The organism is Klebsiella sp. JN_Kp121 (genome assembly GCF_040062145.1).
Taxonomy (GTDB): Bacteria; Pseudomonadota; Gammaproteobacteria; order Enterobacterales; family Enterobacteriaceae; genus Klebsiella; species Klebsiella aerogenes.
The window spans coordinates 344,103-357,312 of the sequence record NZ_JBEAHX010000002.1; the positions used below are offsets into that span (position 1 = coordinate 344,103).

The window sequence follows — 13,210 nt, forward strand, 5'->3', positions numbered from 1 at the left end:
TCATTATATCCGCTAAGTATCCTTAATAACGCTATACGGGCGTGATGATGCACGCCCGTGGCTAAGGGAATCATCAATTTTATGTTCAAGGAAAAAAATGCCGCGGTAATGACCGTAGCGGCTACCGCGACCCTGTGTCTTGCCGTCTGGACAATTGTGGTCCTGCTGGGCGGTCTGGGATGGTGGAACTGGCACGCCAACCGCACGCTGCAGTGGACGGCGATCCGCGAGATATTGACCGTCTGTGGCCTGATCTGGGCGTATGGTCTCTGTCTCTGGATACTGGGCTTTATTGCTTTCCACCTGTTTATCAGGCAAAAAGCCGATGGGCAACAGCGTCAGACGCGGACTTTTATTAGCCAGCAGACAAAACCGGCGCAGCCGTTTGCGTCCTTAAAGCACTTTCTCCGTCGCCGCTACGGCCGATTGTGGCGCAATAAGGTCCGCCTGCTGTGGGTCGCTGGCGAGGCGGCGCAGATTGCCGCCATCGCTCCAGGCCTTGCGCAACAGCAATGGCTGGAGGGCCGCGGTACGGTGCTAATTCACGGCGGTAGCCTGTCGGCGACGGTGGATAACGAGCGGCTCAGTGCCCTGCGTCGGCTGCGCGGCCGCCGGCCGCTGGATGGTATCGTGCTGGCGCTGGACAATGCTCAGGCCACCGCCGCGACTCTGGACGGGTATTTGCGAACGCTGGAGCAGGTTGCGCAGGTTCTGCGCTACCATCCGCCGGTCTATCTGTGGCAACTCCACGACAGCGACTGGCCGCAGGATACGCGCATTACCCAGACGCTGGGGGCGTTGTTCCCGCCGCGGGCCGTCCCGCAGGATGTTGAACGGCAGCTTCGCGCCATTCTGCCCGCCATGCTGGCGCAGGGGACCCAGCAGTTGTGCGCTGATTCGTCCCACGATTACCTGCTGCGTGTCGCTAAATGGCTGAAGGAGGGTGGTATCAGCGGCTGGAAGACGCTACTGACGCCGTGGCTTACCGGGCATCTGCATCAGATCCCGCTCCGTGGTCTGCTGTTCAGCCCCTCGTTAAAGGCGGAAGAAGCGGTGGACAATGGGCTCTATCCCCACCGTTGGTCGGCCCCGGCCGTCTGGCAGGGGATCATCGCAGACTGCGGCCGCGCGCGCGGCGTGCCGGTGGGGGGGGCGTGGCGCCGCTCCCTCGGCGTCGGCCTGCTGGCGCTGATTGCTCTGTGGGCGGCGGGAAGCCTGCTCTCTTTTATCGTCAACCGCCAGCAAATTGTCAGCGCCACCCAGCGGGTACAGCTGCTGCGGCAGCCCGTCGTTAACGACCAGCATCTGATCGATTTGCAGGTGCTGCGCAACGATATCGGCCGTCTACAGAATCAGCTCGCCAACGGCACGCCCTGGTATCAGCGCTTTGGTCTTAATCATAATGCGCCGCTTTCTGCCGCGCTGCTGCCGTGGTATGGGCGGGCTAACCAGCGTCTGATCCGCGACGCCGCGGCGCAGGCGCTGACCCGGCAACTGACGGTGTTGGTCAACCTGCCGCCGCGCAGCCCGCAGCGGGCGCAGCTGGCGAAAGCGGGTTATGACCAGTTAAAGGCCTATCTGATGATGGCGCGTCCGGACAAAGCCGATGCGGCGTTTTACCGCCAGGCAATGACCGCCGCGCAGCAGACGCGTCAGGGAGTCGCCCCGGCGCTATGGCAGAGCATCGCCCCCGATTTATGGGGCTTCTATATGGACAACTTGCCGTCGCAGCCGACGTGGAGAATCACCCCGGACGCCGCGCTGGTGACGCAAGCGCGTCAGGTGCTGCTGGCGCAAATCGGGCGGCGCAACGCCGAAAGCACGCTTTACGAGAACATGCTGCTGCAGGTGCGCCGTAACTATGCCGACATGACGCTGGAAGACATGACGCCGCAGACCAATGCCAGCCGGTTGTTTACCACGGAAGAGGTGGTGCCGGGGATGTTTACCCGCCAGGCGTGGGAGGGCGGCGTGCGCGAGGCGATCGATAAGGCGGTGGCGGCCAGGCGCGATGAGATCGACTGGGTGCTGAGCGATAGCCGCCAGACCGTCAGCGGCGATGTCTCCCCGGAGGCGTTGAAACAGCGGCTGACCGATCGTTATTTCACCGATTTCGCCGGGGCGTGGTTGGGTTTTCTCAATAGCATTCGCTTAAATCCGGCGCGCAATATTGCCGATGTGACCGATCAGCTGACGTTGGCGGGCGACGTTCGTCAGTCGCCGCTGATTGCGTTGATGAATACCCTTGCCTGGCAGGGGCAGACCGGGCAGCAGCGTGAGGGTGTGGCGGATTCGCTGGTGAAGTCGGCTAAAAATCTACTCGATAAGGATAAGCAGCCGTTTATCGATCAGCAGGCCGGCGGCGTGCGCGGCCCGCTGGAGAGTACCTTTGGGCCGCTGCTGGCGCTGATGGGCAAAAATCCCTCTCAAAGCGTGGTCGCCGCAGACAGCACCCTCAGTTTACAGACCTGGCTGACGCGCCTGACCCGCGTACGCCTGCGGCTCCAGCAGGTGGCAAACGCCCCCGACCCGCAGGCGATGATGCAGCAGCTGGCGCAGACCGTGTTCCAGGGCAAAAGCGTCGACCTGACCGACACCCAGGAGTACGGCAGCCTGGTGGCGGCCAGCCTTGGCGAAGAGTGGAGCGGTTTCGGCCAGACCATGTTCGTCCAGCCGCTGACGCAGGCCTGGGAAACGGTGCTGCAGCCATCGGCGGCCAGCCTGAACGAGGCGTGGCAGCGTTCTGTGGTCGCTAACTGGCATTCGGCTTTCGACGGCCGCTATCCGTTTGCCGCGGGCAAAAACGATGTCTCGCTACCGATGCTGGCGGCATTCATCCGTCGCGATAGCGGGCGAATCGACCAGTTTCTTGCCCGACAGTTGGGCGGCGTGCTCAACCGGGAGGGTAGCCGCTGGGTGGCCGATAGCGCGCACAGTCAGGGGCTGACTTTCAATCCGGCCTTCCTGAAGGCGATTAATCAACTGAGTTCCTTGTCCGACATCCTGTTTACCGACGGCAGTCAGGGAATGGGGTTTGAACTACAGGGGGTGGCGACGCCGGGCATTGTTGAAACGCAACTCACCCTCGACGGCCAGAATCTGCACTACTTTAACCAGCTTGCCGAATGGAAAAGTTTCCGCTGGCCGGGGACTATCAACAAACCCGGCGCGATGCTGAGCTGGAGCTCAGTGGCGGCGGGCGCTCGGCTATTGGCGAACGACAGCGGCCCGTGGGGCACGCTGCGTATGCTGGAGAGAATGAAGCGCCAGCAGATCGGCGATGGGCTGTTTCGCCTGACGGTCAATACGCCGGATAACCGGCAACTGCAGTGGCTGCTGCGTACCGAACTCGGCGATGGCCCGCTGGCGTTGCTGAAACTGCGAAACTTCACGTTGCCGACACAGATTTTCATTGTGGAGGCCTCCCGTGCGGAACCGTTTGCTGACGGTGACGTAGAGGAATAAGGGCCGACATTCACGCTGCAAGCGCTGCTTTACAAGCAGCGAGTTTTTCAATTCTGACATCTGAGATATTCCATGGACGATTTAACTCTGCGTTATTTTGACGCTGAAATGCGCTATCTGCGTGAGGCTGGCGAGGAGTTTGCCCGCGCCCATCCCGATCGCGCCGCGGCGTTAAACCTCGATAAAGCCGGCGCCCGCGATCCCTATGTTGAGCGCCTGTTCGAAGGTTTTGCTTTCCTGATGGGGCGGCTGCGCGAAAAGCTCGACGACGACCTGCCGGAGCTGACCGGCGGGCTGGTGAGTATGATCTGGCCGCATTATCTCCGTACCATTCCGTCATTGGCGATGGTCGAGTTCAGCGTCGACTGGCGGGAGATGAAAGAGCCGCAGCGGCTGAAGAAGGGAACGGAAGTGATCTCCCGGCCCATCGGCGAGACGGGCACCCGCTGCCGTTACACCACGACCCAGCCGCTAACCTTACAGCCGCTCGCGCTCTCCCGCGCCAGCGTCAGGGCGCAGGCCGACGGCCGCCAGGCGATTTGTCTGCGTTTTGACTGTAGCGCGCTGGTGGACTGGCGGGCGCTAGACCTGAGCCGTATTCCGTTGTATCTGAATGCCGATGCGCCATTGGCCTGCGCGCTGCATGAAGCGCTGACCCTGAATGTGGCGCGCATCGGCATACGTCTGGCGGGGGAGGCCGATAGCAGGCCGCTGGCGGCCCATTTTGCCGTTTGCGGTTTTGGCCATGATGATGCGCTGCTGCCCCAAAGCGGCGGGTTCAGCGGCTACCAGTTGCTGCTGGAGTATTTCAGCTTTCGTGAAAAATTTATGTCGGTCGCGCTGTGCGGGCTGGAGAATATGACGTTTCCTGATGCGCCGGGATGGTTTGAGATCGAGGTCGTGCTGGATAAACCGTGGCCGCAGGAGTATGCGTTGTCAGAGAAACATCTGCGTTTACACTGCAGCCCGGTTATTAACCTGTTCCCGCTGGAGTCGGACCCGCTGCATCTGGATTCACTACAAAGTGAGTATCTGCTGCGCCCCATGCGCGTCCAGGATGGACACACCGAAATCTATTCGGTGGAGTCCGTCACCTCTTCACGTCTTTCCGGCACCCAAGTGTATGTGCCGTTTACCAGTTTTCGCCACAAAGGCGGCATGTTGCGCCATGATGCGCCGGAATATTATTACCACACGCGCGTTAAACGTGGCCCGTCCGGGCTGCATGATACCTGGCTGACGCTGGGCGGCGAGGCGTTTGACCAGCATCGCGTGCCGCAGAATGAAACCCTGTCATTGAGCCTGATCGGCACCAACGGCCAGTTGCCGCGGCGGGCGCTGCAAAGCACGCTGCTGGACACGGTGGTCAAATCCACAACGTCGCGACTCCAGGTGTGCAATCTCAGCGCGCCGACGTTGCCGTGTTATCCACCGGATCGCGACCGTTTTCACTGGCGGGTGCTGAGCCATCTCGGTAGCAGCTTCCTGTGGATGATGGATAACGCCGAGGTGTTGCGCGGCGCGCTGGCGTTGTACGACTGGACGGACAACGAAATGAACCGCCGTCGCCTGCAGGCGATCGTCGACGTGAGCCACTGTGAGGTGGAACGTTTTGCCGAGGGGCACTTTCTACGCGGCGTGCAGATAGAGGTGACGCTCGACGGTAACGGCTTCGCCGGGCACGGCGACATCTGCCTGTTTGGCGAGATGCTCAACCGCTTCTTTGCCCTGTATACCGATATCCATCTGTTTAATCGTCTGATTCTGATACTGCAACCTACCGGAGAGCGTCTCGAATGGCTGGAGAACCACAAACGCCGCATTCCCGGCTGAGCCCGCGGCTGGAGCGGGATATTCAGCGCATCAACTTTTACCGCTTCTGCCAGCTACTGGAAAAATCGCGACCTGGCGCGCCGGCATTAGGCAGCACGCTAAACCCGGCGGATGATCCGGTACGCTTTCGCCCGCATCCGGGGATGGGTTTTCCGGTCAGCGAACTCAAAGCGGTGGAGTATGATGAGGCGCATCCCGACGCGCCGCCGACGTTGCGCACCACCTTTATGGGGCTATACGGTGTCGATTCGCCGTTGCCCACCGCCTGGCTGGATGATATTGCGCAGCAAAGAGAAGGGCATGAGGCGCAGGAAGCATTTCTCGATATTTTTAACCACCGCATTCTGAGCCAGTTTTATCGCATCTGGCGCAAATACTCGTATCCGGCAACCTTTGAAGACGGCGGTCGCGACCGTACTTCACAGAGCCTGCTGGGGCTGATCGGGCTGGGCATTCCCGGCACCGCTCAGCATATTGCCGCGCCGGTATCTCGCTTTCTGGCATTACTCAGCGTGATGCGCCTGCCCGCGCGTACCGAAGAGGGGATTCAGGCGCTGGTACGATTGTTGGCGCCCCATACGCGGGCGGAAGTGTCGCCGCACTGCCCACGGACGGTGTACCCGGCGCAGCCGCTGGGTTTTTACGGCGATAACGATTTCCTGCTTGATGGCTACACGGTGCTGGGCGAGGAAACGACCGAGATTGCCAGCCAGTTGCTGATCGCGCTGTACACCGATGATATCGCCGAGGCCGCAGGCTGGATGCCGGAAGGGCAAATCTATGCGGACTTTCTGGTTCTGCTGCGGGTTTATCTCGGCTGGCGCTATAAGGCCAAAATCACCTTAACGCTTCCCACGCCGCTGTTACCCGCGCCGGTACTTGGCGAAACGCCGTTTATGCTCGGCATAAGCGGCGTTCTGGGCATGGAGGGGGACGCGGTTCCGCCGGATTTACCGGCCACGTTTACCACGGAACTGGGCGGCTACCGCGGCATGCCGCTTGCATCATTATCACAAGGAAACCAACGTGTTGCATATCACTTCGCTTAAACTATCCGCACTGATTCTTCTGCCGTTCATGCTGGCGGGTTGTGGGCTAACACAGAAAATCAGCGACGGCGCTTCGTCCGCCGTAAAGTCAGTATTTTATCGCCAGGTGAAAACGCTGCGTCTGGATTTTAGCGCGCGCAATGCGTTAAACACCGATAACCGCGAGGATAACAGCGCCTCCCAGCCGGTGATGGTGCGGGTCTATGTGCTGAAGGATCGCAAGACTTTCGATAAGACGGTTTACCAGCAACTGGCGGCGGAAGGAGAGGACATATTAAAAGACGACCAACTGGCCAGTCGCAGCCTGGTGCTCAAACCGGGAACGGCGATGAGTCTCACCATGCCGCTGGATGAACAGGCGCAGTATGTTGCCGTGGTGGCGCTGTTCCGGGCGCCGGATCTGACGAAAAACGACTGGAAGCTGGTGCTTGCCCGTGTGGATCTTGACCCGGACCGCGCGCGCGTCATTGAGGCCAGCCATCATCAACTTGTTCTGCAACCGCGGAAGGAGAAGTGAGAAACGCGCTGCGCAATTTTATATTCCATAAATAACCTGACGGACGCCATGATGGCCAAACCTTTTATCTAAGGTTTGGCCTGTGAGAGCTCTCATTTAACCGTGGGCAGATCGCTATATCGGGTAGTGTATCGCGGGGAGAGCATTTCCCGCTTCATCTGCCACGGTTGCTGGATACCCTGGCCGGCGAAGTAAAGCGTTCCACGTCCGTCCTCAGCATTCAGGCGGTCCAGTACCTCCATCAGTTTTTGGCTATTTTTTCGCGGCGCATTTTCGTCAAACAGATTAAGTTGCGCGACGCCCTGGCTATAAAAATCGCCCAGCATCACCCCGGCTTTCTGGTACCGACAGCCACTTTGCCAGATGGCATCCAGACAACGCGTCGCGGCGGCGATAATATCTCTGCTGTCCTGCGTTGGGGTAAGCAGGGTGACCGAGGCATTATTGGCGTAATACCGTTCGTCAGGCGCGAAGGGCGACGTTTTTACAAAGACGGAGATAAACCGGCAGTATTGATGTTCCTGACGAAGTTTCTCTGCAGCCCGGGAAGCGTAACTACAGATGGCCTGGCGCATTTCTTCGTACTCGGTGATGCGATGGCCGAACGAACGGGAACAGATAATCTCTTGCTTTACCGGGGCAAACTCTTCCAGCTCGAGACAGGGCTCGCCGCGTAATTCACGGACGGTTCTTTCCAGTACGACATTAAAGTGTTTCCTGATGAAGCGGATATCCGTGTCAGCCAGCTGCAATACCGTCCGGATCCCCATCGTTTCAAGCCTCTTCGCTATGCGTCGACCCACTCCCCAAACCTCTTCCACCGGTAGCGCCGCCATCAATTTTCTTTGCCGCTCCGCATTCGACAGGTCAACCACGCCTCCTGTCTGCTGTTGCCAGCGTTTTGCCGCATGATTCGCCAGTTTAGCCAGCGTTTTTGTCTGGGCTATTCCGACGCCCACCGTCAGGTGTGTGCGTTGCCGCACCGTGGCTCTGAGCTCATGTCCAAATTCGGTAAGAACGCGGCAGTTACGCACGCCGGTAAGATCGCAAAAAACTTCATCAATGGAGTATTTTTCACAGCGAGGCGACATCTCTTCAAGCGTCGTCATTACCCGGTTGGACATATCGGCGTAGAGTTCATAGTTGCTACTGAAGCAAACCACGCCATGATGTCTGAAGATATCTTTTTGTTTAAAGTACGGTTCACCCATTTTCACAAACGGTTTGGCTTCCGCAGAACGTGAAATCACACACCCGTCATTATTGGACAAAACAACCACCGGGCGGCCGCGTAAGTCCGGGCGAAAGACGGTTTCACAGGAAGCATAGAATGAGTTCACATCACACAGGGCAAACACGATCAGCCCGCCGATTTCACGATGTAGGTCACCACGCCAAAGATTTCCAGACACTCTTCACTGCCTGGCATAATCGGCTGGTAGGCGGGATTATCAGGTTTTAGCATGACAACAGGATGTAACTGGAGGCGCTTAACCGTGAATTCTCCATCCACTGCGGCAATAACGATGCTGCCATGGACGGCCTTGCGGGAGCTATCCACCACCAGTAAATCACCATCGCCAATGCCAGCGCCAATCATTGAGTCACCGCTTGATTTCACAAAGTAGGTGGCGCCAGGATGCTGAATCAGCAGTTCATTCAGGTCGATACGCCGTTCAACATAATCCTGCGCGGGGCTAGGAAAACCGCAGGGAACAAGATCTCTGAACAGGGGGAGTGCCACGATCTGGCGTAGTTCGGTTAGTGTGAAAAACTGCATGATGATCACCGATTATCTTTACTGTATGTATATACAGTATTGTAGATCGATGGCAGAGATCAAGAGGGTCGTACCTTATCAAAACCTGCGCCAGCGCCTGGCAGGCGGGGGTTTTATGTCTGAAGCCGATTGATAAACAATAGATTACCTCATCGCTAATATTAGCGACTGCGCCGTTTAGCTGGCGAAAATAGCGCGACGATTTTATGTAAAAACAATCTGAATATGACTGAGGTAAAGGATCTGATATTAACGAGACAGGGGATGTCTGAGCGATTAACGACCAGGGATTGCTCACCGGCCGACCGTATGCAAGAGCAGGCCGGTGAGCAAATGGCTGTGATGGCAGTTCGCAGCCGCGGTTATTTTAAAGCGTCCGGGCCGGTTTAAACATATTTCTTCGCGCCAGGAGACTATTTTCAGACTTACCTCATTACCGTTTCTAATAAGTCAAACCAGTAATTAACGCCTGTTAAGAAAGCTCCACTACTAATAATGACGGTATAAAGATGAACAAAAGCACAGAGTTGAATAATTAAGAGTATTCCTGGGTGAAATCTCGGGCAGAGAGATGACTTCTGATAAATATTCAGGATAATTTATTAATCTTAAGGAATTAGCCCCGCGGCTGCCTGCACCATAAAGGAATCCATATGGTTAATCGGATATCGATCCTGTCATCTGTCGACAGCTCCTCGTTATTATTCTGGAAATTCAGCGGGCAGGAGAAACTGTCCGAACCTTTCCACTTTCAGGTCGATTTACTCAGCCAGGATTTTGCTATCGACCGTCAGGCCATGCTCGGCAAAAACATGACGGTGGCGGTTCCCGGCCAATGGGGACAGGAGCGTTATCTTTCCGGCAAAATCACCGCCGTTACCGTACGCGCCGAAGATCTTGGCGAGACGCGCTACGCCGTCTATCAGACCACGCTGGAACCCGATTTCTGGCCGATGATGCGCGACCGCAACTTCCGTATTTTCCAGCAGCAGCGGGTGCCGGATATCGTGGCCAAACTGTTTAGCGAGCATAACGTTAAGTTTGAGGACAAACTTACGCGTAGCTACCGGCAGTGGGATTATTGTGTACAGTACGCGGAAAGCAGCTTCCATTTCATCAGCCGTTTGCTGGAGCTGGAAGGTATTAGCTATCTGTTCCGCCACGATAAAGACGGCCATACCCTGGTGCTGATGGATGACTATCAGCAGACTGAATCCTTCCCCGGTTATGAAACTATTCCCTGGCATGCGCAACCGGGCGGCGGCGCGGTCGGCGAAGAGGGCATCAGCCAGCTGATGGCGAGCCACGTCGTCACGCCGGGGCTTTACAGCACCGATGACTATGATTTTCGCAAGCCCCACGCCTGGATGCTGCAAACGCTGCAGAATCCGGTCTCGCCGACACCGGGCAAAATCGACGTTTACGACTGGCCGGGGCGCTTTATGGAGCACGGCGACGGCGAAGCCTACGCCCGTATTCGTCAGCAGTCCTGGCAGGCCGAACAGCAGCAAACGCAGGGTATCGCCACCGCGACCGGTATCGTCCCGGGACACACGTTTACCCTGACGCATGCGCCTAACATGGCTGATAACGCTAAATGGCTGGTGGTGGGCGCCCGCTATGATTTTGAAGAGAATCAGTATGCCTCCGGCGGCGGAAATACCGCGCAGCACCGCATCGCATTCACCGTTATTCCCGCCGCGACGCCATTTGTCCCCGCGTCAAGGACCGACTGGCCGCGCACCTACGGGCCGCAAACCGCCCGCGTGGTAGGGCCGAAAGGAGAATCGATCTGGACCGATAAATATGGCCGGATTAAGGTGAAATTCCACTGGGACCGCGAAAGCCAGGGCGATGAAAATAGCTCCTGTTGGGTGCGCGTTTCCAGCGCCTGGGCCGGGCAAGGTTACGGCGGGGTGCAGATCCCACGCGTCGGTGATGAAGTGGTGGTGGACTTTATTAACGGCGAGCCGGACCGGCCGATTGTCATTGGCCGCGTCTATAACGAAGCCAGTATGCCGCCGTGGGCGCTACCGGCGGCAGCCACGCAAATGGGCTTTATGAGCCGCTCAAAGGATGGTTCGCCGGACAACGCCAACGCCCTGCGTTTTGAAGATAAACCCGGCGAAGAGCAGCTCTGGCTGCACGCTGAGCGCAACATGGATACTGAAGTCGAAAACGACGAGACCCATGATGTCGGCAATAACCGCACCAAAACCGTCGGCAAAGACGAAACCAGCCATATCAAACAGAACCGCACCCGCACGGTGGATGGCAATGAAAGCGTTACCGTCGGCAAAGATCGCAGCAAAACCATCAATGGTAATGAAACCACCACCGTTGAGCAGAACCGTACCGAAAGCGTGAAGGGGAATGAGACCCTAAGCGTTGAGCAGAACCGCGATGAAACCATTAGCGGCAACCATACCACCACGGTGAAAAGCGACCATACCGCGACCGTCGAAGGCAAGCAGTCACTGACGGTCGTACAGGATCGCACCCGTCAGGTGCAGGGTAACGAAAGCGTCAGCGTCCAGCAGAACCGTAACGTGCAGGTCACCGGCAACCAGACGCTGGGAGTGACCGGCAATCACGATATTTCCGTGACCGGTAAGCAAACGCAGACCATCACCAGTAAGCAAGAGGTGACGATCGGCGCCGGGCGTACCCTGAGCATCACCGGCGGTGATACCCGCTTTACGCAAGGGAGCGTAACCGACAGCGCTACCGATACCGTACATATCAACGTGGGCGAAAGCGGCATTCTGATAAGCAACGGCAGCGTGGAGATTACCGCTGGCGGGTCGACGATCACCATTAACGCCGCCGGCGTGATGGTGAATGGTAAGAAGATTGAGCTCAATGCCTGACAGGGAAAGGGAATGAACGCGGCGAAGAATCCGACCGAAAAAGTAATGAGCGAGCTTGAGCTTAGCTGGCTGGACGCCAGCGAGCAGGCGGAGCAGATCCGCTTATTTATCTGGCGGACGCCTGCCGGCGGCGAGTCGCTGCTTGATGGTTTTATCGCGCTGCAGCAGCATCCTGAAGGCCGCTCGCTGCCGGATCTGCTGCTGGGGTTAACCACGCCGTTCGAGACCGGCTATGGCTACAGCGAGGCGCTCGGGCGCGAGTTTGTGGAACACTACGAAGCGACGCCGGATGCCGCCATATGGGATGCCGAACGCTTTCTCCCAACCTATAGCCCGGCGCAGTTGCGGCAGATGCTGCAGGATTTTGCGACGACATTTCATGACGATTTACGATATCTGGTATTGGTGCTGAAACCCTCCGCCGTCAGCGATGAAAAGGCGTTGAACCGCTGGTTGAACGGCTGGCTGGCGCAGGAGGCGTGCAACGCCAGACTGTTACTTATCGACACGCTTGAGCAACCGATTTGGCAGCCGCTGTATGAGGCGCATCCACGCAGGGTACAGCTGCTGACCGATGACGTCGACAGTATGAAAGTGATGCATCAAACCGCGCGCGGGCAGAGCGATCCGAATCCCGATCGCCTGCTGTTTCGCCGCTATCTGGCTGACGCCATGCTGCTGCTGGAAAAAGGCAGCGCCGCGCAGGTGGCTGCGCGCGGCGGTATGGCGCTCGGCGTCGCCCAGCGCTGCGGTTGGGCCGACCAGCAGGCGATGGTGCATAACCTGATCGCCGGCGGTTGGTTGAAAGGTAACGATCATCAACGGGCCGTCGATCACTACCGTCAGGCGCAAACCATCAGCGGCGAAATTGCCGACCCGGCGCTTAAAGGACAACTGCGTACCCAAAGCACTTTTGGCGAGGCCGGCGCCTGGTTCGCGCGTAAAGAGTATCTCCAGGCGGCGAAAGGCTATCGCCGGGCGGCGGGCGAAGCGCAAACCATTCCACACCCGGTATTTGCCGTAGAAGGCTGGCGGATGTCCGGTTTTTGTCTCAACCTCGCCGGGCACCGGGCAAAAGCGATGGAGGAGTATGCTCACGCCATCCAGGCGGCGGAGCCGATCCCACGGCAAGAGCGCGCCCAGACCACGCTGCCGCTGGCATTCCAGGATCTGCTGCGCATCCATGATAAACGACGGACCGAGGCGCTTGAGGCCTGCGCGACGCGCTGGCAAAGCGAAAAACAGCGCTTAATCCAACAGGCGGAAGACCGCTTACCGCGGGAACCCGCCGTCGAACAGGTAAAACGCGTGGACCGGCAGTTACAGCTACAGCTGGAAGCCGCGTTCGCGCTGATCCGCGAAGCGCGGGAAAAACTGATCCGCGGCGGCGATGACAGCTTTCGTCGCGTGATCCGCCTGGCGCGGGAGAAGCTGCATCCGCACTGGAACGGCCTGCCGGAGATCGCCCACCCCTTTGATGCCCCGCCGGGTGAATGGCAAAGCCTGCCTGCCTGGGGAAATACCGATGCATCATCCACTGAAAATGCAGGGAGCAACCCGCTATGAAGACCCGGATTATTATTATTGTTGCCGTGACGCTGCTGGCAATCCTGTTTTTAAGCCTTTCGGACGGCGGGTTCGCCACCGAAGTGCGCACCTTCCTGCGCGCGCTGCTGCGCGCCATGTTCTGAGGCGC

9 protein-coding genes are annotated in these 13,210 nt (G+C 58.2%); 7 read left to right on the plus strand and 2 right to left on the minus strand.

What is annotated here, in order from left to right; translation table 11 throughout:
• Window positions 1-81 precede the first annotated feature (81 nt).
• The 4 genes from ABLU86_RS04290 to tssJ all read left to right on the plus strand — a co-directional run bounded on the left by ABLU86_RS04290 (window position 82) and on the right by tssJ (window position 6,864).
• On the plus strand, window positions 82-3,465 hold the full coding sequence (locus ABLU86_RS04290) for an ImcF-related family protein (protein WP_348795953.1): 3,384 nt from the start codon (window positions 82-84) through the stop codon (window positions 3,463-3,465).
• Between the two features lie 72 nt (window positions 3,466-3,537).
• Entirely contained in the window at window positions 3,538-5,298 is a 1,761-nt protein-coding gene (gene tssF, locus ABLU86_RS04295; protein WP_047077237.1) for a type VI secretion system baseplate subunit TssF, read from the plus strand.
• A complete protein-coding gene (gene tssG, locus ABLU86_RS04300) occupies window positions 5,262-6,347 on the plus strand; it encodes a type VI secretion system baseplate subunit TssG (RefSeq protein WP_045362914.1) in 1,086 nt (361 codons plus the stop codon). Before tssF ends, tssG begins: the two co-directional genes overlap by 37 nt.
• Window positions 6,325-6,864, plus strand: a complete 540-nt coding sequence (tssJ, locus tag ABLU86_RS04305; protein ID WP_032708371.1) for a type VI secretion system lipoprotein TssJ — start codon at window positions 6,325-6,327, stop codon at window positions 6,862-6,864. Before tssG ends, tssJ begins: the two co-directional genes overlap by 23 nt.
• Window positions 6,865-6,956: 92 nt before the next feature.
• Here tssJ and ABLU86_RS04310 read toward each other — a convergent pair whose 3' ends face one another.
• Window positions 6,957-8,222, minus strand: a complete 1,266-nt coding sequence (locus tag ABLU86_RS04310) for a Y-family DNA polymerase (RefSeq protein ID WP_015366112.1) — start codon at window positions 8,220-8,222, stop codon at window positions 6,957-6,959.
• Window positions 8,223-8,224: 2 nt separating this feature from the next.
• Window positions 8,225-8,644: a translesion error-prone DNA polymerase V autoproteolytic subunit gene (locus tag ABLU86_RS04315; protein WP_032709968.1), complete on the minus strand. Its 420-nt coding sequence runs from the start codon at window positions 8,642-8,644 to the stop codon at window positions 8,225-8,227.
• 653 nt (window positions 8,645-9,297) lie between these two features.
• Between ABLU86_RS04315 and tssI the strand changes: the two genes are divergently transcribed.
• The 3 genes from tssI to ABLU86_RS04330 are packed head-to-tail and all read left to right on the plus strand — an operon-like array spanning window position 9,298 to window position 13,205.
• Window positions 9,298-11,514 (plus strand): type VI secretion system tip protein TssI/VgrG, encoded by a 2,217-nt coding sequence (gene tssI / locus ABLU86_RS04320; protein ID WP_015366117.1) that lies wholly within the window; start codon window positions 9,298-9,300, stop codon window positions 11,512-11,514.
• 12 nt (window positions 11,515-11,526) lie between these two features.
• Window positions 11,527-13,080 carry a hypothetical protein gene (locus ABLU86_RS04325; RefSeq protein ID WP_348795954.1) on the plus strand — a complete coding sequence of 518 codons (1,554 nt, stop codon included), beginning with the start codon at window positions 11,527-11,529 and terminating at the stop codon, window positions 13,078-13,080.
• Entirely contained in the window at window positions 13,077-13,205 is a 129-nt protein-coding gene (locus ABLU86_RS04330) for a hypothetical protein (RefSeq protein WP_015366119.1), read from the plus strand. The genes ABLU86_RS04325 and ABLU86_RS04330 overlap by 4 nt, the downstream gene beginning before the upstream one ends.
• Window positions 13,206-13,210 lie beyond the last annotated feature (5 nt).